The sequence below is a fragment of the Peribacillus sp. B65 genome (assembly GCF_058513295.1).
The window spans coordinates 395758-415348 of sequence record NZ_CP195840.1; the positions used below are offsets into that span (position 1 = coordinate 395758).

Annotated in this window: 22 protein-coding genes and 2 pseudogenes; 5 read left to right on the forward strand and 19 right to left on the reverse strand. The window is 38.5% G+C overall.

Features of this window, described 5'->3' with window-relative positions:
• Window positions 1-192: 192 nt before the first annotated feature.
• Window positions 193-1425 carry an aminopeptidase gene (locus ACSR9O_RS01950; RefSeq protein WP_137023218.1) on the forward strand — a complete coding sequence of 411 codons (1233 nt, stop codon included), beginning with the start codon at window positions 193-195 and terminating at the stop codon, window positions 1423-1425.
• A 466-nt stretch (window positions 1426-1891) separates the two neighbouring features.
• On the opposite strand, the gene ACSR9O_RS01955 is transcribed toward ACSR9O_RS01950, so the two are convergent.
• Window positions 1892-2143, reverse strand: a complete 252-nt coding sequence (locus ACSR9O_RS01955) for a hypothetical protein (RefSeq protein WP_491723826.1) — start codon at window positions 2141-2143, stop codon at window positions 1892-1894.
• Window positions 2144-2377: 234 nt separating this feature from the next.
• On the opposite strand from ACSR9O_RS01955, the gene ACSR9O_RS01960 reads away from it, so the two are divergent.
• The gene (locus ACSR9O_RS01960) at window positions 2378-2473 is read left to right on the forward strand and encodes a DUF3898 domain-containing protein (protein WP_397315025.1); all 96 of its coding nucleotides are present in this window, start codon (window positions 2378-2380) and stop codon (window positions 2471-2473) included.
• 352 nt (window positions 2474-2825) lie between these two features.
• Here ACSR9O_RS01960 and ACSR9O_RS01965 read toward each other — a convergent pair.
• From ACSR9O_RS01965 to ACSR9O_RS01985, 5 genes and pseudogenes are all read right to left on the reverse strand, one after another.
• Window positions 2826-3053 (reverse strand): annotated as a pseudogene (locus ACSR9O_RS01965) (class I SAM-dependent RNA methyltransferase); the annotation flags it as partial.
• 328 nt (window positions 3054-3381) lie between these two features.
• Window positions 3382-3624 (reverse strand): annotated as a pseudogene (locus ACSR9O_RS01970) (tyrosine-type recombinase/integrase); the annotation flags it as partial.
• A gap of 335 nt (window positions 3625-3959) precedes the next feature.
• Window positions 3960-4529: a hypothetical protein gene (locus tag ACSR9O_RS01975; protein WP_434168961.1), complete on the reverse strand. Its 570-nt coding sequence runs from the start codon at window positions 4527-4529 to the stop codon at window positions 3960-3962.
• A gap of 22 nt (window positions 4530-4551) precedes the next feature.
• Window positions 4552-4893, reverse strand: coding sequence for a hypothetical protein (locus ACSR9O_RS01980; RefSeq protein ID WP_148357100.1), 342 nt, complete (start codon window positions 4891-4893; stop codon window positions 4552-4554).
• Window positions 4877-5437 (reverse strand): DUF4176 domain-containing protein, encoded by a 561-nt coding sequence (locus tag ACSR9O_RS01985; RefSeq protein WP_491723827.1) that lies wholly within the window; start codon window positions 5435-5437, stop codon window positions 4877-4879. The genes ACSR9O_RS01980 and ACSR9O_RS01985 overlap by 17 nt, the downstream gene beginning before the upstream one ends.
• 198 nt (window positions 5438-5635) lie before the next feature.
• On the opposite strand from ACSR9O_RS01985, the gene ACSR9O_RS01990 reads away from it, so the two are divergent.
• Window positions 5636-5803: a hypothetical protein gene (locus tag ACSR9O_RS01990; protein ID WP_164855016.1), complete on the forward strand. Its 168-nt coding sequence runs from the start codon at window positions 5636-5638 to the stop codon at window positions 5801-5803.
• A 124-nt stretch (window positions 5804-5927) separates the two neighbouring features.
• Here the strand turns inward: ACSR9O_RS01990 and cspC are convergent, their stop codons facing one another.
• Window positions 5928-6128: a cold shock protein CspC gene (cspC, locus tag ACSR9O_RS01995; RefSeq protein WP_034314312.1), complete on the reverse strand. Its 201-nt coding sequence runs from the start codon at window positions 6126-6128 to the stop codon at window positions 5928-5930.
• A 288-nt stretch (window positions 6129-6416) separates the two neighbouring features.
• Here cspC and ACSR9O_RS02000 point away from each other — a divergent pair, with 288 nt between their 5' ends.
• The gene (locus ACSR9O_RS02000) at window positions 6417-6677 is read left to right on the forward strand and encodes a hypothetical protein (protein ID WP_491723828.1); all 261 of its coding nucleotides are present in this window, start codon (window positions 6417-6419) and stop codon (window positions 6675-6677) included.
• Window positions 6678-6711: 34 nt separating this feature from the next.
• Here the strand turns inward: ACSR9O_RS02000 and ACSR9O_RS02005 are convergent, their stop codons facing one another.
• From ACSR9O_RS02005 to ACSR9O_RS02015, 3 genes are all read right to left on the reverse strand, one after another.
• Window positions 6712-7317 (reverse strand): YdcF family protein, encoded by a 606-nt coding sequence (locus ACSR9O_RS02005; RefSeq protein ID WP_491723829.1) that lies wholly within the window; start codon window positions 7315-7317, stop codon window positions 6712-6714.
• 90 nt (window positions 7318-7407) lie between these two features.
• The gene (locus ACSR9O_RS02010; protein WP_491723830.1) at window positions 7408-8193 is read right to left on the reverse strand and encodes a serine hydrolase; all 786 of its coding nucleotides are present in this window, start codon (window positions 8191-8193) and stop codon (window positions 7408-7410) included.
• Window positions 8194-8624: 431 nt separating this feature from the next.
• Entirely contained in the window at window positions 8625-8792 is a 168-nt protein-coding gene (locus tag ACSR9O_RS02015; protein WP_101224050.1) for a YezD family protein, read from the reverse strand.
• A gap of 523 nt (window positions 8793-9315) precedes the next feature.
• Between ACSR9O_RS02015 and ACSR9O_RS02020 the strand changes: the two genes are divergently transcribed.
• Window positions 9316-10704: an amino acid permease gene (locus ACSR9O_RS02020; RefSeq protein ID WP_101224051.1), complete on the forward strand. Its 1389-nt coding sequence runs from the start codon at window positions 9316-9318 to the stop codon at window positions 10702-10704.
• 40 nt (window positions 10705-10744) lie between these two features.
• Here ACSR9O_RS02020 and ACSR9O_RS02025 read toward each other — a convergent pair whose 3' ends face one another.
• From ACSR9O_RS02025 to nadD, 9 genes are all read right to left on the reverse strand, one after another.
• Complete coding sequence (locus ACSR9O_RS02025; protein ID WP_491723831.1) at window positions 10745-11719, reverse strand: aldose 1-epimerase; 975 nt, start codon at window positions 11717-11719, stop codon at window positions 10745-10747.
• A 234-nt stretch (window positions 11720-11953) separates the two neighbouring features.
• Window positions 11954-12253, reverse strand: a complete 300-nt coding sequence (locus ACSR9O_RS02030) for a YxcD family protein (RefSeq protein ID WP_076366987.1) — start codon at window positions 12251-12253, stop codon at window positions 11954-11956.
• Complete coding sequence (locus ACSR9O_RS02035) at window positions 12241-12675, reverse strand: hypothetical protein (RefSeq protein WP_491725434.1); 435 nt, start codon at window positions 12673-12675, stop codon at window positions 12241-12243. The genes ACSR9O_RS02030 and ACSR9O_RS02035 overlap by 13 nt, the downstream gene beginning before the upstream one ends.
• Window positions 12676-12871: 196 nt before the next feature.
• A complete protein-coding gene (locus ACSR9O_RS02040; protein ID WP_311735923.1) occupies window positions 12872-14248 on the reverse strand; it encodes a C40 family peptidase in 1377 nt (458 codons plus the stop codon).
• Window positions 14249-14761: 513 nt separating this feature from the next.
• Window positions 14762-15826 carry a sulfate/molybdate ABC transporter ATP-binding protein gene (locus tag ACSR9O_RS02045; protein WP_101224053.1) on the reverse strand — a complete coding sequence of 355 codons (1065 nt, stop codon included), beginning with the start codon at window positions 15824-15826 and terminating at the stop codon, window positions 14762-14764.
• 10 nt (window positions 15827-15836) lie between these two features.
• Window positions 15837-16721 carry a sulfate ABC transporter permease subunit CysW gene (gene cysW / locus ACSR9O_RS02050; RefSeq protein WP_101224054.1) on the reverse strand — a complete coding sequence of 295 codons (885 nt, stop codon included), beginning with the start codon at window positions 16719-16721 and terminating at the stop codon, window positions 15837-15839.
• Between the two features lie 10 nt (window positions 16722-16731).
• Window positions 16732-17571 carry a sulfate ABC transporter permease subunit CysT gene (gene cysT, locus ACSR9O_RS02055; protein WP_230177663.1) on the reverse strand — a complete coding sequence of 280 codons (840 nt, stop codon included), beginning with the start codon at window positions 17569-17571 and terminating at the stop codon, window positions 16732-16734.
• 67 nt (window positions 17572-17638) lie between these two features.
• Window positions 17639-18670, reverse strand: a complete 1032-nt coding sequence (locus ACSR9O_RS02060; protein ID WP_101224056.1) for a sulfate ABC transporter substrate-binding protein — start codon at window positions 18668-18670, stop codon at window positions 17639-17641.
• Between the two features lie 253 nt (window positions 18671-18923).
• Window positions 18924-19577, reverse strand: a complete 654-nt coding sequence (nadD, locus tag ACSR9O_RS02065) for a nicotinate (nicotinamide) nucleotide adenylyltransferase (RefSeq protein WP_101224057.1) — start codon at window positions 19575-19577, stop codon at window positions 18924-18926.
• Window positions 19578-19591 lie beyond the last annotated feature (14 nt).

Below are 19591 nucleotides of genomic sequence, written 5' to 3' on the forward strand. Positions count from 1 at the left end.
AAACCTTTTCAATAGTCTTTCCTTCTTTAGTTTTGATAAAATGCAAAATAGCTGCTGGAGCCTGAGCGAACTTATATTGCAAATGAACTCCTTTGTATACTGTAAATTTTCACATAGGAGTAAAAAGTTTCTTTTTTATATCACAATAAGTACAATTATAAATGTAGAAAATGGAAAAGGAGATTTAAAATGATGAGTGATTTTCAAGCGAATTTAGAAAAATATGCAGAACTTGCCGTAAAAGTCGGCGTAAACATCCAACAAGATCAAACCCTGGTCGTAAATACAACATTAGAGGGCGCTGACCTTGTGCGTCTCATTGTAAAAAAGGCATATGAGAACGGTGCGCGCAATGTCATCGTTAATTGGAATGATGATATTGTTTCACGCACAAAATATGAACTGGCTCCGGATGAGGTGTTCCACGAATATCCAAAGTGGCGCGCAGAAGAAACGATCGAACTTGCAGAAAACGGAGCTGCCTATCTATCCGTCATCTCCTCCAGCCCTGACTTATTAAAAGGTGTAAAGCCTGAAAGGATTGCCAACTTCCAAAAAGCATCAGGGACGGCACTTAAGAAGTGGCGTCAGTATATGCAATCCGATAAAGTGAGCTGGTCCATAGTTGCCGTCCCTTCAAAGGCTTGGGCTGATAAAGTATTTCCAGAAGAAGCAGAAGGTAAACGCGTTGATCTGCTATGGGAAGCCATTTTCAAAGCAGTTCGTGTTGATGTGAAGGATCCTGTAGATGCCTGGAAAAAACACGATGATACCCTGCATGAAAAGGTTGATTATTTAAATGACAAGCATTACCAAAAATTGCATTACACGGCTCCAGGAACCGACTTGACAATCGAGTTACCCGACAAACATCTTTGGGTCGGGGCAGGAAGCGTCAACGTACAGGGTCATGAATTCATGGCTAATATGCCAACCGAAGAAGTGTTTACAGTTCCATTGAAAACAGGCGTTAACGGTACGGTTTCCAGTACGAAACCACTTAGTTACGGCGGCAACATCATCAATAATTTTTCCGTGACCTTTAAGGAAGGACGGATCATTGAAGTAAAAGCCGAAGAAGGGGAAGAAATCCTAAAGCAATTGGTTGAAACAGATGAAGGTTCTCACTATCTTGGGGAAGTGGCACTTGTTCCATTCAACTCACCGATTTCTCAATCGAATGTTTTATTCTTCAATACATTATTCGATGAAAATGCATCAAACCATCTCGCTATCGGCAGCTCCTATGCTTTTTGCATTGAAGGCGGAAAAAACATGAGTCCAGAAGAGCTTGCAGAAAATGGACTCAATGAAAGCCTTACACATGTCGATTTCATGATTGGATCGGAGAAAATGAACATCGACGGCATCAAACAGGACGGCACTTCCGAACCTGTCTTCCGTAATGGGGATTGGGCGTTTTAAGAAGAGCTTTGATCTATTAGGGTTTTGAACGTCTAAAACCTTGAGTGTTAAACAGAAATGGTCACTATTCATCAGCCGCGTGTTTCTGCATACTAGGAAGCACGCAGCTATTGATATAACGTAATTGTGAATAGTTGTATAACCAATCCGCTTTGAAAATATTCTATATTACCAAGTCTAGGGTTAATACAACATTTATTAAAGCTAATATAAGTTTTGATATGTACTACCACTACATTCAATTTCATTTGAATCGACAAGTTTTGAATAAATTGATCAAATGGTAATTTAATCGGATTAAACACCAGCTAGAAATTCACTAAGATAATGTTCCGCTTCCTACTTAACATTCCTGTATTAGTAACAATTGATAAAACCACCAATCTTAATGACTGGTGGTTTTTGTCTATTTATAAAAAAGACAAAGTATTTTAAATCAAAAATACTTTGTCCCCCAATTAATATCCTAGAATAAACGGATGAACACGGCAACTCCGGTTCGCCCGAAGTCAAGGTTCAATACTTGTATAAATCTATTTCCAAGTAAACAACGTACAGCAGCTCTGTAGGAATCACCAGTCTCTAATTTTTCAGCACAAGGAGCAGCACTTCCAATCGTTGTAGCTTGTACAATTGTACGCTGAGCTAAAGGTATTAACGTAGCTCTTTCCCAAAGAATCGTAACTACATCAACAGATCTAGAACCAGAACCAGACATATAATTCACCTCTTTTCATTGTTAATATATTAAATGCAATTTCAGACAGCATGGTTCGTTCTTTTGTCATGCTGCACACAAAAAAAGGCGTATTTATTATATGAATATTCAAGAAAAAATCTAGCAACTTATTCAAAAGGAAACGAGCGACAAAAAGGAAATCCAGGAACACTTTGAAATCCACCAAGTCGTCGAAGCCACTGCCCGATTGTCGAGCAATAATCTGAAGCCGAGCTGCGAATGAAACTTGGCAGTACATCTGTCAAAGGACTCTTAGCCGATTTCGGCAATAGCTTCCATTTAAGGAAATTAACAGGAAGTATGTATTAATGATAGAAACTGATACAATTCATTTCGATAAAGGTTTTCGCCGATTGAATTTCATAGCCCTGATGATTTAATGGAGATTGTGGAGCGGATTAGTAAGAAGGTTTAGGTAATTAGGGGTTGTGAAAGAGAATGTGACGTTATCAAGACGTTTAACTTAGTGACCGCTTTTGAAACCCAAAAACATGCGTTATTAAAGGAGTTGTGACCAGCTTAGTGACCAAAAAATGACCGCTCCTGTAACGAAATAAATAATACTAAAAAGTCGGTCTAAAAGTTCGTGATTTAGGGTTTCCATTCATTTAATACAAAAAGAAGTTCCAAAAATAAATGGAACTTCTTTTTTATATGAATTTTAAGGTCGTTTGAATAAGCCAATAAATTGATAGTAATCAGTTCGTATAAACCTATTAAATAGCTTCCGTTTTTTCGTAGCCAATTTGCTCTATGATCTTTCAAAATCTGGATGGGACGTAATCAAATAAACGGTCCAATTATCAAGCTTAACGAAAGCTTGACCCATTTCTTTATACATTTGCTCTACCGCTTTCTGCTCCCCAATCCGCTCACCATATGGAGGATTCTCACCAGATTATTTCTTTTCCAATTGCTTCTTATTTATACTATGGCTTTGGATAAACAAAAGGGAATACAAATAAGCCTCCCTCTAAGATTGGAAGAGGCTTATTCTAAGGGAACTTTATTAACTGTGTAGGCTTATTATAACTGTACTTTCTCTGGTAACACAGTGGTCACATGCGATCACAAAAAAGTAGTTTTTCTTACTTTTTCTATTTTTATCCTTTTAATCTTCGGAACCTGTCTTCCGTAATGGGGATTGGGCGTTTTAATTAAAGTGTTGTTATAGAGGGGTTTTGAAGGTCTAAAACCTTGAGTGGTCACAAAAATGGTCACATTTCTTTAATTTTAAACAAATTATCAAGTTCATCAGCCACGTGTTTCTGCATACTAGGAAGCACGTGGCTATACTTGTCTAGCGTAATCTGAATGGATGTATGTCCAACTCGCTCTGAAATGACCTTTACATTCACATTTTGTTTGATTAACATCGTAACATGTTTATGCATTAAATCATGAAAACGAATTGTAGGTAACCCTAGCTTTATTGCTAAGTTTTCAACATCATCATTTAACCTAAAAACCCTGATCCTGAATTTTGTTAGGGAGATTGTACCGCCGAGTATTTCTTCTTTTTCATTATTTTTACCTTGTCTAATAGAATTTACTCAATATTAAAAGACCCTGTCAGCATTACTCTATGACAAGGTCTTTAAGAACCACATTTACTTATTATAGGTTCAATCTTATGTATTTAAATACCAAAACAATCACTATTTGAATTCTTTAATGAAATAGATATTCAACAATCGACAAGTCTTGGCTTACTAATTCTATCTTTTAAAAAAGACTAGGTTTTAATGTTTCTAGGTAAATAATCATTTTTTACACAGCTTGAATCAAATTAAAGTTACTTAGCCGATTCTTGTTCATAATCGATATTGTATTCTTTGGCAAGATTCTTCATCTCTACATGGTACTCAGTTATCACTTTTTTATATTCTTGCCCTTTGGCATTTGATTGATTTATTAGTTCCGTATCCTTTTTTTCCAAGCCCTCTTTTTCAAGCACTAAAGCATCATAATATATACCTGTAGCTTCTTCAATTTTAGCTTTTAAAGGTTTTAATTCTTCAACTTCTACAACTAGTGTTTTTGCTTTATTTACTGCTTTTTGGTAGGTCGGTATAACCTTGTTTGCAAGTACCTCATATAATTCTTCATCATTATGATAATTATCACCCGATACAGTTGATAATACTTGATTTGCTTCTGTTTCATAACTTACTATTTCTTGTATATCCTTGTTTATAAAATTAACAATTTCTTGTTGTTTATCCTCAAATGATTGCTTGTTTCCATTTGATGTGGCTTCAGTTTTAGTCTTTTCTTTTTCGGATTGATTTTCCAAAGAAGAGTTCTCACTACAACCTACAAGTAACAAAGAAATTGTAAATATGATTAATATGAATTTTTTCAAAAGTACCTGTCCTCTCTTAGTTCTAAGATTTTATTAAAGCTGGATCGTTTTTTATAAATGCGTCCCGACGTTTTAAGTATCCCTTCTTTTGGATCAATTTTATGATGCTCATCATTAAAAGTCCAACGAAGATTCCCGAAAGTGCATACCATTTCACAATAAAAAGCAAAACTATATATACAAAAAAGGCTATAAAAAATAAAGAATACACTAAGAACATCATTGCGTTAAAAACTTGCAATTGGTATATTCTATTAATTTCCTTTTTTGAGGTTGTTTCGTTCTTTTTTAATTGCGCTAAATACTGAAACTCTAATTTTACTATTTGGTATGGTTCTATGAACCAATTAATGATTTTTTTCATCTGAATGTTTCCTTAAATCTAGTGACTTTAGCTTTTCTTTCATTAGCTTTTCACCCTCAGATTCGAATCCCTTAAAAATCACTTGTTTTATTTGTTCATGATTAAAAAAAACGTTACTTTCATCAGAAATGTGGCCTTGAGGATAGGGGCAAGCTACATACTCCCATACACTATCTTTTTCAGCTTGTTGTTGCATTCTTCCATAAACCATTAATGGTTGTGGAAATATATCAAGCAAAACTATTGTCCCTATTGGTAACAATTCATTTCCTTTATCAATAATTAAAGAATTAACCTCTTTTGTCATTAATAAATAGCTCCTTTCAAAACTTAATCCAAGCTTAATTCCTATCAATAATCGAAGGTCAAGTACAATTTCTTTCCCAATCTTAGCCTCGCCACCTGCTCTGAATGCTGAAGCCCCAGCTGTTCCCTTTATTATATAGTCTGTAAAAGGAAGTGGAAAGATTCCTGAAACTTCACCTTCAGCTACTGCCGCTTTTGCCCCAAACCCGATCGCCATAATCCAAACTATGACATCCATTCCTTGTTCAAGCAAAAAAAAACGCAATCCGCCCTTCTCCTTCTGCAATCGCTAAAACATCACACTTTAACTTCCTCTTTATATCATTCAAAATAATGAAAGCCTGATGATTTTACACACCTCATATATCATTGGAATATCTTGAACACATCTTTCATTGCCAAATATGTTATACTATTATTAAAGAGGGTGGCTAAATTGAAAAGCAATAAGTATAATACTGGTGAAACAGTAACTATTCAGGATACTAATGAATCAGTAACCATTAATAAATGGGCATATGTAAAAAACATGAAAAGATATTCTTATACTGTTAAAGAACATCCGACTACTTTTTTCTTTGAAGAAGAATTAAAAAAAGCTTAATGACAAGTCACTAAAAACCTACTCAGTCAGAGTGGGATTTTTTTTGCTTTCATTTTATAGCACAATAAAAAACAGACTCCCATCGAGGAAGTCTGTTCATATAGGTTACGATTTAATTTTAAAATTAAGCTTTTTGAACGTTAGCAGCTTGAGCTCCACGTGCACCTTGCTCAACTTCGAAAGTTACTTTTTGACCTTCGTCTAAAGATTTGAAGCCTTCGCTTTGGATAGCTGAGAAATGTACGAATACATCGTCTCCGTTTTCGCGTTCGATAAATCCAAAACCTTTTTCTGCATTAAACCATTTAACTGTACCTTGTTCCATTGTTGTTGCCTCCTAGTGCATAACACACATTGTATTACTATTTTTAATCATTTGGAAAATAACGAGTATCCTCTTCCACAACCAAAAACAATTCTTTATTAGATTAACATGAATTGATGCAGATAGCAAATTATACAGTGATATTTTAAGTTGGCTTCACATTCTTTTTGCCTTCCTATTTTCTTTATTTATCCAATTTAATGATTCAGATAATAATTAATGGGTATATCAGAGTAATAACAAACCGTACGATTTTCACTTTAAGAATTACAACAAGGAGGTCACTCAATGAAATATTACAAAGTTTCTAATAGCGGTTTTGACATTAAGGTAATTGTAGCCTATAGCGGGTATGAGGCACTCGGATATTATTTAATGGAAATCGATGATCAACTTGGTTTTGTTGATGATATAGATGTGGAAGAAGTGGATGCTGATGAACGAGTCGAGATTTCCTATACCGGGTATCCCGTTTATAAAACCCTTAAGGAGCTATATCAAGAGAAAGATTTATGGGAAGTGCCTAATGTTGTCGTGGAAGTCGAATAATGAAAGCACCCCACATCTTTAAAAGAATTCCAATTTACCTCCCAATTAAACCGGTCATATAGTATTTGGTAATTGCCAGATATTCACGGGTATATGATTTCAATAGTGACACTTTTGGTGTCTTTGCCGGCAATCCCTTCATGTCCAAGCCTTCTCTTTTTGCTATTTCTACTGCCCGGTAGATATGAAAGTCATTACTAACGATCAATCCTGAAGCTGCTGTATCTGGAATGAGTTCTTTTGAGAAAACAATATTTTCGTGAGTTGTTGTAGATTTGTCTTCCATCATGATGCGTGCTTCTTCAATTCCCTGGGCGATTAGTCCCTGTTGCATGGCTTTTGCTTCCGATATTTCTTCTCCCGGCCCTTTGCCGCCAGATACAATGGCCACTGTCTGTTTATTAGCCGATAAATACTCTGCAGCTTTATCAATCCTGTATTGTAAGGATAATGATGGCACCGAACCTTTGACCCTTGCTCCAAGAATAATGAGATAATCGGCATTTCCCGGAATTTGCTGGTGAATGGTTCCTTGAATTTTCATGTGCAAAAAACCAAAATACCCCAGAACTGCAATAACGCTAATTACACAAAATTTCTTTAAAGTTTTTCCCGGTTTTTTTCTTTCCTTATATATCATGCTTTCCCACTGACCCCCTCATAAATAAGATCGAAGAGCGGGAAATCATGAATGACTTCCCGCTCTTCCAAAAATATTGAATTCAACAGCTTATTCTGTAACCATGTCATCATATATCAATTTTCCAATTTTACTGATTACTTGACGGCTTTCTTCCTCTGATTTCATATCTTCAGTAAGAACTGCAGCATAAACAGTTTGTGTTTCTGACCGAATGATTGCGCAATCATGGGCAACTCCTCGAATTCCGCCCGTTTTGCTTGCGACCTTGACCCCTCTGCCCATCAGTGATGGAAGTTTATCCCTTAATTGCTGATTGTCAAGTACACGCAAGATTCTTTCCTGGCTTTCTTTCGTTAAAAAGTTGCCTGTATGTATGGCTTTTAAGCAGGTGATCGTATCTTCCGCCGATATGGTATTGTCGCGCCCTTCTTTTAGTGCCTTAAAATCCTGCATTTTTCGTTCGAGGACAGTATTTTTCAAACCAAGTTCCTTGATGCATTGATTGATTTCCTCAAAGCCTAGCAGGTTCATCATCATATTCGTGGATGTATTGTCGGAAACAGTTATCATCAATGTCAATAAATCCTCTACGGTTAAAAATACCTTGTTCGATAAGACATGCAGCACCCCGGATCCCCCAGTCACTTCATTAGGCGGGATGGTCACTGGTTGGTTCAAATAGATTTTCTTTTGTTCACTTTGACGATAACCTTCGATGATCATTGGTATTTTGATTAAACTCGCTGATTGAAAGGATTCATTCTCATGATATCCAATCGTGTCCCCAAGACCATTTTCAATTTTATATGCGATTCTCCCATTAAATGTTTCAACTAATGCCAAGATATCATGTTCTATAGACTTTAAGGTCATCTATCCCTGTTCCTCCCTTATATATCATATAATCCCTATAAAAATCCTTATACCCTAACTTATTCTACCATGTTAAAAGCAGTACAATCTTCTTATAAATTCCAAATTGAATGATTTTTTGTATAAAAAAAGAGCCTTCATATCGAAAGCTCCGAGTTTATTGACAAAAGGGGTCCGTCTGAATTTTTAAACTAGTTGATTGGAACGGAGGGTGCGAGACTCCTGCGGGAAAAGCGCGTCCAAGGGAGACCCCACAGGCGCCAAGAGCGCCGAGGAGGCTCCCGGACCATCCGCGGAAAGCGAGTGCCTGGAGAGGAAATCAACGAACATATTTTACACTCCCTCAAAAAAACGTAGCCAATCTTAATTATTATCGATTTTGTCTACAGTTTAAGAGCCTTCATATCGAAAGCTCCCTCAATAACCATTATTCATCTGGCATTAACTGCCCGGCTCTTCGCTAATGGGAATCGTTTCTTCTCGGTTGTATCCACCTGTGTGATTTTACCATCATGTACGGTTATTAAAACTGATCCATATTGCAGATCTTCCAAGCTTGAAATGATATGCCTGATTTTCATTTCTTCTTTCTTTTCCATAATATCTCTCCCCTTCACTACTGGTAATAAAGCTTCGTTTCATGCCTAATGTTAAAAGTGATCCCATGAAAAACGCAGGTGCTTCCCACTTTCAATGTTTTCTTGAGGAACTTGGTTACCTATCATATCCTCATCACTTTACTTTCCGAATAAGAATAACCAGTTAATAGGAACTCCATATTCCCCTCCCTTCACTATAAAAAATAAAAGGCACCCGCCATCTAACAGATTAGATGTAAGGGTGCCTTTAGTTGACTAATCGGCAATATTCGGGAGTTGCTTATGTTATAGAAAAATAAAATTCAAGCAACAAACCATATTATTCTTACCAATTAACTTGGTATTTACTAATATAATCCAATTTTCTCCTATTGTCAATAATACTTTTAAATTTTCTGATTAGTCTGCGTTTTACATTTTACTTATTTACCACTTTACCAAACTAAACTATTTGAGATATACTATTTTAGTATAAGTTGTCGGTATAAGCACACACTTTGTATATAAGAAAGGTTCGATATAAATGGTAAATAAAAAATGGGGTTTATTGATTTTGACCACTTTCGTAATTGGAAATATGGTCGGTGGCGGAATTTTCATGCTCCCTGCTCAATTAGCACAGGTATCCAGTCCATTAGGGGCCACATTGGCATGGATTGTTACTGGACTGGGAGTTTTTCTAATAGCTTTGGTGTTTGGTAACCTGGCAGTCCGAAAACCGGATTTGAAGGCTGGACCGCAAAGTTATGCTCAATCATTATTTAAATCTCCTGCTAAAGGAAGGGTTTCAGGGTATAGCATGGCTTGGGGTTATTGGGCTGCGAATTGGGCTGCGACAGCTTCTGTCATCATTTCATTTGCTGGTTACCTATCAACGTTTTTCCCGGTGATGCATAGTACGAAAGTGATTTATACTGCAGGTTCGTTTCAACTTGAACTAGGTAAAGCATTAACGTTTGCGGTATGTTCCATTGCCCTTTGGGGGATTCAGGCAATTCTTGTAAGAAGTTTTAACAGTGCTGGGAAAATGAATCTTTTTGCTACAGTTACCAAAGTGCTTGGATTCTTATTTTTCATCATTATCACGATATTCATCTTCGATACTTCCAATCTAGGAAACGGAGCTGAATTTTATGATAAGGCAGGTTCAGCCGTCTCTTTAGGTGATCAAGTGAATGCTGCTGCAATTTCAACATTATGGGCCTTCATCGGTATCGAAGCTGCCGTCATGCTTTCAAACCGTGCCAAGTCACAAAATGATGTAAAGAAAGCGACGATTTTTGGTTTACTCATCGCTGTTGCCATTTATATCGGCATTACTTTATTGACGATGGGTGCCATATCACAAGACGAGTTGAAAATATCACAAAAACCGCTTGTTGACGCACTACAAGCAGTAGTTGGTTCAAGCGGCACGTATTTAATGGCTGCTCTTGCCGTCATTTCCTTATTGGGATCGACAATCGGATGGATTGTCGTTGCCTCAGAAGTTCCTTACCAGGCAGCGAAATCGGATTTGTTTCCAGCCTACTTTGCGAAAGCGAACAAAAATGGCACACCCGTCCGTTCTATGACAATAACAAATATCATGACACAGATATTCTTATTCTCCACTATTTCGGGTACGATTTTGGAGGCTTATAAATTTTCGATGATCGTCGCTACACTCGCTTACTTGATCCCGTATCTTGCATCCGTTTTGTATCAATTGAAACTGGTCATGACTGGGGAAACCTATGACATCATGAAAGGCTCAAGGGTACGTGATGGAATTATCACCATCCTGGCTTTAATCTACTCGATCTGGGTCATCAAGACAGGTACAGCCGATATGAATACATTCATACTTGGCATTGCCTTATATGTATTCGGAATCGTCCTATACCCACTCTGGATGAGAAAAAAAGCATAACCTTAAACACCTTGGCATTAATAAGTGCCAAGGTGTTTTTTTATATATCCTTTATTGCCAATCTAGTTCTCAGCTGAACCGTATCACCTGATCTTAGCTCCCTCAATCCAGTCAATTTTGCAGACAAATCCAAATTAGGAGCATTCGTTACCCATGTATATGGTTCAGGACAGGCGAACCCCTCCTGGTTGAATAATACCCAAAACTTAAAGTGTTGATCAGCATGATAGATGACCTGTATGCCTGCCTCTTGGTCAGTGAGAATGCACTCGTTCTCGAGGGCTCTTTCCTCATCATAGCCAAATAGGTCATCAAACAGCCGGCCCTCCAAGCTAAAGCCGTTTTGGATTTCCAGTGTATCGGCCGTTTCATGAATTGCACCAGTGGGCAATGACCTTTCATTCAACTCCCAATGTTTATTGACGGGAAGAGATATTCTGCAATCCTCTAATTTCCCCCCTGGTCCAAATGGAAAATTGAATACTGTATGATAACCTGCCCCCCACGGAAAGGGTTCATTGCCCTTGTTGGTGATTTCCAATTGTATATCCAATGATTCATCCCTTAAAGTTAAAGACATATTCACAGTGATATCTTGTGGAAAGCTATCTTTTAAATCAAACTCACTGCTTGAAAATTCAGTATTAATGACAATTTCTTTCCCGTTCACTTCCTTTTTGCAGACTTTCCAAGGCTTGTCATGTAAAAAACCATGTATATGATTAAATTTTTCCGTTTCATTGACCGGAAACCTATACACAGTCCCCTTATATGTAAATTGACCAGCTTCAATTCGATTAGGAGGAAACAAGATAGGCATTCCGTATAAAATGGGAGCCTTTTTATACTCTTCCAGACTAACCGGAGTTCGCAGCACCTCAATATCCTTTTGCTTGTACTTAAACGAAAGCAGATTGCTTCCTAAAGATGGCGCAAGTATCGCTTCCACTTTTTCATTGCCGAACTTTATGGCCTTTTCATTTAAAAAAGTGATATCTTCCATGTAACCTGTCACTTATTCTCCTCCTTTGACTTGAACATATATCCATCCTACTTCCGCAGACCATTTTTTGCAACAAATGGAAAATATAATATTATAATCTATCTGTGTTTAAAATATGTGTTGGCAATCTAGCATTATGCTTTGTTTGCTATTTTTCTATTTCTCTATTATCTTTTTTCCCTCACATCGATCAAGTTGTACCTTATTAAATAAAAAAAGGATGCCGTTACGGCATCCTTTTTTTATTTATCTATTACTTTCACTTACTAAAGCCACTATGCCTTCTTCATCATCCAAAACAAGTTCAATACCCGAGTATGGATCTTTATTCATATATTCATCCAGCCATAAGCGAAGCGCTTCTATCAAGTTGATGGTAATTAACACTTGTTTTCGGCCATCGACAAACGCTTCCGCCGAAAAGCCATAATCATCATCATACATTAGCTCCACTTCCACCTCATTGGGCTGTACCTGCTTTTTACGGGCAATGTAAACACAAACCGCATTGATGATATCTTGTTCGGATATCTTTAGCCTCTCCATGGGTTTGTATCCTCTTTCTTCTTCTTATCTTTGAAATACGTGAATATTTTACGGATTACAACGATTAATACCACAACCGCCAACACGTTGATTAATAGACCAAGTATAGAACCAAGCATTCCCATATTGGCGAATAGGCTTCCAAAAAGTAAACCTGCCAATCCACCTAGCATAATTCCTTTCATTAAGCCGCCTTTTGTGAATGTGTTTCCACGCTTAGCTTTATTAGTAGTAGTAGCATCTGACTTCTTCGTTTCTTTATTTTGGAAATTCGAATTATTATTGTTGTTGCTGTTAAAGCTTCTTTTTCCTGACTTGTAACCCCTTGCATCGACTGATTCCGTATGATCCTGGAATACATAAGTGCCGACTGGCGAGAATGCTAGTGTAATTGTAAGTAATGCAGCCATAAATTTTTTCATCATGTTTTTTTGCCTCCGTTTATAGTATGGAATGATGTTTCTTTATATGTTTTCCCAGAGTTACTGAAGTCCACATCACCTATCCTTATTTTATCTTATAGTATTTACGTTGAATTTCAAAATAAGTTTCATTTTTTTCGATTTTTTTCAAAAAAAATAAGCAGGGGCATTTTCTCCCCTGCTTATTATAGAACTATTAGTTTACACGAACGACACGGCCGTTGAATACACCTGCCCAATATCCGCTTTCCATATTGGCGATTGCAACACCTGTTGAACTTTGGGAACCGATAAATTTGCCGCCGCCGACATAAATACCGACATGTCCATCAGTTTTATAGGTATTGAAGAACACTAAATCTCCAGGTTGTATTTGACTCTTAGATACTTGACGTCCTGCACCTTTCAATGCATCCGTACTTGCTGGAAGGTTCACACCAGCTTGTTTATAAGCCCATGCAACGAATCCTGAACAATCGAAAAGACCGTTAGCAATATCGGATGCCGTTCTTCCGCCACCAAATTTATATGTGGAGTTACCGATATATTTATAACCTGCTGTAATGGCAGAGCCTGTATTTGCACTGCTTGGTTTGCTTGATGTTTCAGTTTTACTGGCTGCAGGTTTTGCAGCAGAACTGTTTTCAGATGAATTTGAAGATGATTCACCTTTAGATGAGCTTTTTGCCGAAACTTCGCCTTTAGAAGAACTTGTTGATTCTTCCCTAGAAGAGCTTGATGATCCTTCACTGGAAGAATTTGAAGAACTCACTTCTTCAGCAGCACGGTCAAGATCTGCTTTCTCTGCTGCTTTACGTTCTTCCTCTTTTTTGATATTTTCACGGATGGATGCTATTTGTGCTTCTAAACCGGCATCTTTATTCTCTAAAGATTGTTTTAGTGCTTCTGTTTCCGATTCCTTCTTTACAATCTTAGCCTTCATGTTGACAGTTTCAGCTTTTTGATCTTTAATTTGGGATTGCATGCCTTTAAGCTCTACTTCCATATCCTTAAGGCTTTGCAATTTTTTCTCAACGGTCGCTTGTTTTTTCTCTAAGTCAGCTTTATCCGCTTCCTGCTCGCTAAGAATCTGTTGGTCAGCTTCCACGATAGTGGCTACCGCTCCAACACGATTAACGAATTCACCAAAGCTTTTAGAGCCTAAAACAACTTCTAGGTACTCAACGTCCCCGCCGCTCTCTTGGAATGAAAGCGCGCGCTCTTTCAAGACTTCCTCGCGTTTTGCGATTCTTTCTTCCAACGCTTTAATTTCTTTCTTTAAAGATTCTATGTCTTTTTCGGTGTCTTTAATTTCTTGTTTAGTATCTTTGATTTTTTGATCATTTTCTTTCATTGCCGATTCGATCTGGGCAATTTGGGCATTCATTTTCGATTGTTCTTTTTTCAATTGTTGAATAACTTGTTCTGCCTCTGAAATATCTGATTGTATTCCTGTGCGTTGCGATTGAATATCCGTGATAGATTCAGCTTTTACAGACGGTATGGCAAAAGCGCTTCCTAATCCAAGCATAATTGTCGTGTTCAATACGATAAGTTTTTTCTTCAAACTCATTTCCCCTGCTTTCCTCCCCTTGCATTTCCATCGACCCACTTCTTTTTCTCTATGAAAAATGATTAGTCAAAATAAATTGCTGGGAACTCTTCTCTATTTTTTTTACTCTTTATGTAATCTTCTAAGGTTGAGATAATATTAAATACATTTCTTAAACTCTACTATGTTTTCACCTAAGTCGTAGTATATCATCAGATTTTGTCAAATGCGTAATAACAATATTACAATTATATTTCAATTTTAACATTAAACATAAAAATTCGACTTTTCCACGAGATAAAACATCCAATATCTTACATAATCACCTTCGTATTCTGATGCAAGACTTTCTATCTAGTGTTTAGCACCAAGGGACCATAGACTATTGGCAGGCAAAAACTCACCAACTGTGAATGCACGGTAGCCCTTTTGGAACAGATTGCAGCTCATTTACCCTTCATACGGGAAGGGCTGCTAGCATTCACCAAAAAAAACCGCTCATCAGCGGTTTTTCCGTCAAGATTCGACCCATCCTTAAATTCCAGCCATAAAGTCGACAAATACTTTCAATTCTTTCGGTCGGACGAATACCCTTTCTCCTTTGCTTATTTCCAGATTCATATATTGTTCTTTCGTCAGTTCGATTTCCAGCGGTTCGTTTGTATCCTGACGAATGACTTCTATCCGGACGATGGGGCCAATTGTATGAATGTGGTCAATTATGGATGCGATCGAATCCTTTTCCGTTGGTTCTCTTTCCATGATAAAGTTATGCGCCCTTACATAACCAGTTCCCGCTCCATCTTCACTGTCCGGGGCATTCATTTCCACATTCCCAGTTACCAATTTCCCTTGGTGAACGTTGCCCTTGAAAAGATTGACACTGCCAAGAAAATCATAAACGAATGGATTTTCCGGGTGATCATAAACTTCTTCCGGAGTTCCAATCTGTTCAATTTTCCCTTCATTCATGATAACGACCCGATCAGCAACATCCATCGCCTCTTCCTGATCATGCGTCACGAATACACTTGTAACATTGAATTCATCATGAAGTCTTCTTAGCCAACGCCGAAGTTCTTTGCGAACCTTGGCATCCAATGCCCCGAATGGTTCATCAAGCAAGAGGATATTCGGTTCAACGGCAAGTGCCCTTGCCAAAGCGACACGCTGGCGCTGGCCGCCTGATAATTGCGATGGATAACGATCTTTATATCCTTCCAGCTTGACGAGTTGAAGCAATTCGGTAACCTTTTGTGCAATAACTTCTTTACTCGGCCTTATTTTTCTAGGTCGGACCTTTAATCCATAGGCAATATTATCAAAAATGGTCATATTGCGAAAAAGGGCATAATGCTGAAAGACGAAACCCACATTTCGATCTTTTACATGTTTATGCGTGTAATTCTCTTCATTAAAAAGGATCTTTCCGTTCTCAGCCTGTTCAAGACCCGCGATGATACGCAGTAATGACGTTTTTCCCGATCCTGAAGGGCCAAGCAGGGCTACAAGTTCACCGCTCTTTATTTCCAGATCGATGTTCCGGAGTGCTTGATAGGACCCGTAATATTTTGTAACATTTTCAATGATGATACTCATTTCATTCCTCCTATCTCGCTTTGGTTGATTTAAAGTCAGTTTTCCACTCTATGAAGCTCTTAATGATCAAGGTTATGATTGCAAAAATGGACATCAGGGATGCAACGGCAAAAGCGGCCGAAAATTGATATTCATTGTATAAGATTTCAATATGTAGCGGCATCGTATTGGTCATGCCACGTATATGGCCCGATACGACCGATACAGCTCCAAACTCCCCGATTATCCTTGCATTGCAAAGGATGACCCCATATAGAAGTCCCCATTTTATATTGGGAAGCGTCACATACCAAAATGTCTTAAACCCTCCCGCACCCAGCGTGAGTGATGCCTCTTCTTCAGACGTCCCCTGGTTTTGCATGAGCGGGATCAATTCGCGCGCAATGAATGGGAAGGTAATGAAAATGGAGGCAATGACAATCCCTGGTATTGAAAAGATCACTTTAATGTCAAGAGATTGCAGCAGTGGACCAAGTGTTCCATGCAAGCCGAACAGAAGGACAAAAATCAACCCGGCAATGACGGGTGAAACGGAAAAAGGCAAATCTATCAATGTTATTAAGAAGTTTTTTCCCTTGAAATCATATTTTGTTATGGTCCAAGCGGCAACCACTCCAAATATGGCATTGAGTGGCAAGGTGATGAGAACAACGATCAATGTTAACTTAATCGCAGCCACGGCATCAGGGTGGACAATGGCCGCAAAATAAGCTTCGGCACCTTTTTCAAAGGCTTTTACAAAGATCGCGATTAATGGGACGACTAAAAACAAAGTGAGAAATAGCAATACAATGGATATGAGGATCCACTGTATGGATTTAGGCTCTTTAGTTGCGTTTCTCGTAGTAATGACTGGGTGATTCGCTTTTGCAACAACTGAATTATCCTGTTCCATCATATCCCTCCTACTTCCCTGAATATCTTTTGCTGGTCCACCATTGTAAGATATTGATGGTGAATAAGATTATAAATGTAATAATGAGCATGACGGCTGCAACAGCTGTTGCACCTTCATAATCATACTGTTCAAGCTTTGTCATGATGATCAGCGGGGAAATCTCCGTTTTAAACGGCATATTTCCGGCAATGAAGACAACTGACCCATACTCTCCAAGTGCCCTCGCAAAAGAAAGTGCAAAACCCGTCAATATCGCTGGAATCAATTCCGGGAAGATAATTTTAATGAATGTCTGCATTCGATTCGCCCCTAAAGAGGCAGATGCTTCCTCCATCCCTTTTTCGATATTTTCAAGCACCGGTTGAACCATCCGCACCACGAATGGAAGACCGATAAATATTAGGGCGATGATGATCCCTGCGGGAGTGAAAGCGACCTTAAAGCTGAAAAATTGCCCGATCCATCCGTTCGGTGAATACAAGGTGGTCAACGTAATCCCTGCCACGGCAGTCGGGAGGGCAAAAGGCAAATCAACCAGTCCATCGATGATCCGTTTGCCGGGAAACTCATAACGAGTAAGCACCCAGGCAATTAACACACCAAAAACTGCGTTCACAAAGGCCGCAGTTAACGCTGTCATGAAACTCAATTTATAAGAAGCGAGAACCCTTGGTTCAGTTATGGTCGCCCAAAAATCCTGGAACCCCATTGAAAATGTGTTTAGAAAAACCATCGATAACGGGATCAAAACGATGATGGAGAGATACAGCAGCGTAAAACCCATCGTCAATCCAAAACCGGGTATGGTCCTCTTTTTCGTCTGTTTACCTTCAGTCACTATATTCATCGCTTCGCCTCAACCCTTTTTCTGATTTATGAAGGAGAAGATGTTAAAGCCATCTTCTCCTTCATGCTTATTGCTGTTGATAAATCTCGTCAAATGTGCCACCATCATTAAAATGTGTTTCCTGGGCTTTTTTCCAGCCGCCAAATGTATCATCAACAGTCACCATATCGATATTGGCAAATTGATCTTCATATTCGGCAAGAACCTTCTCATCCCTCGGACGATAGAAATTTTTCGCGGCAATTTCCTGACCGGCATCCGTATAGAGGTATTCCAGGTAAGCTTCTGCCACTTCCTTTGTTCCTTTTTTCTCGACCACTTCATCGACAACAGCTACCGGTGGCTCTGCTAATATACTGATTGAAGGATTGACGATTTCATATTTGTCATCACCGAATTCTTCCAGGGTTAAATAGGCTTCATTCTCCCAAGCGATTAATACGTCACCAATTCCCCTTTCCACAAAAGTGGTCGTTGCACCGCGTGCCCCTGAATCCAGGACTTCAACATTCTGATAAAGTTTTTTCATGAAATCCTTCACTTTTGTTTCGTCATTATCGAAATTTTTCTCCGCATAAGCCCAGGCAGCCAGGTAATTCCACCTTGCCCCTCCGCTTGTCTTTGGATTTGGAGTAATGACGGATACATCCTTTTTAATCAGATCATCCCAATCTTTAATGCCTTTAGGATTATCCTTTTTTACCAAAAACACAATGGTTGATGTGTATGGTGTCGAGTTCTCCGGTAAACGTTTTTGCCAGTCCTTCGCTAACAAATTACTAGCTTCATAAATGGCATCAATATCATAAGCCAATGCCAATGTAACGACATCCGCCTCCAATCCATCAATAACTGCCCTGCCCTGTTTACCAGATCCGCCATGTGATTGCTGAATCGTTACATCCTGACCGGATTCTTCTTTCCAGTGCTTCACGAACGCTTCATTGAATTCCTGGTACAATTCCCTTGTCGGATCATATGATACATTCAAAAGCTCGACTGACTTTGATGTCCCGCCGCCTTCCGTTTTTTCCGAGTTGCATCCCGCAAGTACACCGAATGCTAAAATCAAACTTATTAATAACATTACCTTTTTCATGAGCTTCCCCCTTTTTTACAACAAAAAAGGCATGCTATTTCCCTTTCAATTATTCAGGAGATAGTATGCCTTCAGTTCTCTGATCAGCAAGTATTTTTTTGTATATCATTACCATAAAGCAAAGTTAACCCAGTTGTCAACTAGGTATTGCGTGTCCTATCATTTAAATTCATTCACATTTTGCAAGTTTAAGAATTCCATCACATGAAAAGGGCTCGATCCAACGGGGAGATCGAGCCCTTTTTAATACTTATTATGAATCTGATGCTTTTTGATACAGCCTATTGTCCAAGATATACTGATAACACTGATCAGGCAGTAAATACCTTGGTTCCCCGCCCATCGCGAATTCATCCCTTATATATGTAGAACTGATTTCCATGGAAAGGCCTTTATCAATAAGGTGAAATGTATTTCCATCATCATAATTCCTTAGCAATGGACTTTTGGATATGATTTTCAGCATATCGATCCCATCCCGTGCCATGACGATGAATTTATGATTTGCAATCAGTTTTTCCCTGAATTTCCATCGTAAGTGTACCGGCAGCTCCTGATTATCAATATCTTCAAGTAAATCTGCACCCATTATGAAGTAAACTTCGTCCTTTGGAAATCGTGATTTAAAATATTCCATCGTATACCAAGTATATTGTTTACTCGTCCCGGCACGTTCATTAATTTCATAATCACTGACTTCGAATAACGGGTTGCCCCCTATTGCCAGCTTGAGCATTTCCCAACGGTGTTCATTGCTCGTTTTCATCTGTTTATCGATACGGCCATTTGAGCAAGGTAAAAAAATCACCTTGTCTAGCTTAGCACGATGCGCAATGGTGGATGCTGTCCATAAATGCACGTTCGTGACCGGATCGAAGGAAGATCCATAAACTCCAATTTTGCCCATCCTGATATCCCCCC

Excerpts from the sequence above, each read along its gene's own strand:
- ACSR9O_RS01950 (WP_137023218.1), top strand. The coding sequence starts at position 193 with ATGAGTGATTTTCAAGCGAATTTAGAAAAATATGCAGAACTTGCCGTA.
- ACSR9O_RS01955 (WP_491723826.1), bottom strand. The coding sequence starts at position 2,143 with ATGTCTGGTTCTGGTTCTAGATCTGTTGATGTAGTTACGATTCTTTGG.
- ACSR9O_RS01980 (WP_148357100.1), bottom strand. The coding sequence starts at position 4,893 with ATGAAAAAAATCATTAATTGGTTCATAGAACCATACCAAATAGTAAAA.
- ACSR9O_RS01985 (WP_491723827.1), bottom strand. The coding sequence starts at position 5,437 with ATGGATGTCATAGTTTGGATTATGGCGATCGGGTTTGGGGCAAAAGCG.
- cspC (WP_034314312.1), bottom strand. The coding sequence starts at position 6,128 with ATGGAACAAGGTACAGTTAAATGGTTTAATGCAGAAAAAGGTTTTGGA.
- ACSR9O_RS02000 (WP_491723828.1), top strand. The coding sequence starts at position 6,417 with ATGAAATATTACAAAGTTTCTAATAGCGGTTTTGACATTAAGGTAATT.
- ACSR9O_RS02005 (WP_491723829.1), bottom strand. The coding sequence starts at position 7,317 with ATGATATATAAGGAAAGAAAAAAACCGGGAAAAACTTTAAAGAAATTT.
- ACSR9O_RS02010 (WP_491723830.1), bottom strand. The coding sequence starts at position 8,193 with ATGACCTTAAAGTCTATAGAACATGATATCTTGGCATTAGTTGAAACA.
- ACSR9O_RS02015 (WP_101224050.1), bottom strand. The coding sequence starts at position 8,792 with ATGGAAAAGAAAGAAGAAATGAAAATCAGGCATATCATTTCAAGCTTG.
- ACSR9O_RS02020 (WP_101224051.1), top strand. The coding sequence starts at position 9,316 with ATGGTAAATAAAAAATGGGGTTTATTGATTTTGACCACTTTCGTAATT.
- ACSR9O_RS02030 (WP_076366987.1), bottom strand. The coding sequence starts at position 12,253 with ATGGAGAGGCTAAAGATATCCGAACAAGATATCATCAATGCGGTTTGT.
- ACSR9O_RS02035 (WP_491725434.1), bottom strand. The coding sequence starts at position 12,675 with ATGAAAAAATTTATGGCTGCATTACTTACAATTACACTAGCATTCTCG.
- ACSR9O_RS02040 (WP_311735923.1), bottom strand. The coding sequence starts at position 14,248 with ATGAGTTTGAAGAAAAAACTTATCGTATTGAACACGACAATTATGCTT.
- ACSR9O_RS02045 (WP_101224053.1), bottom strand. The coding sequence starts at position 15,826 with ATGAGTATCATCATTGAAAATGTTACAAAATATTACGGGTCCTATCAA.
- cysW (WP_101224054.1), bottom strand. The coding sequence starts at position 16,721 with ATGGAACAGGATAATTCAGTTGTTGCAAAAGCGAATCACCCAGTCATT.
- cysT (WP_230177663.1), bottom strand. The coding sequence starts at position 17,571 with ATGAATATAGTGACTGAAGGTAAACAGACGAAAAAGAGGACCATACCC.
- ACSR9O_RS02060 (WP_101224056.1), bottom strand. The coding sequence starts at position 18,670 with ATGAAAAAGGTAATGTTATTAATAAGTTTGATTTTAGCATTCGGTGTA.
- nadD (WP_101224057.1), bottom strand. The coding sequence starts at position 19,577 with ATGGGCAAAATTGGAGTTTATGGATCTTCCTTCGATCCGGTCACGAAC.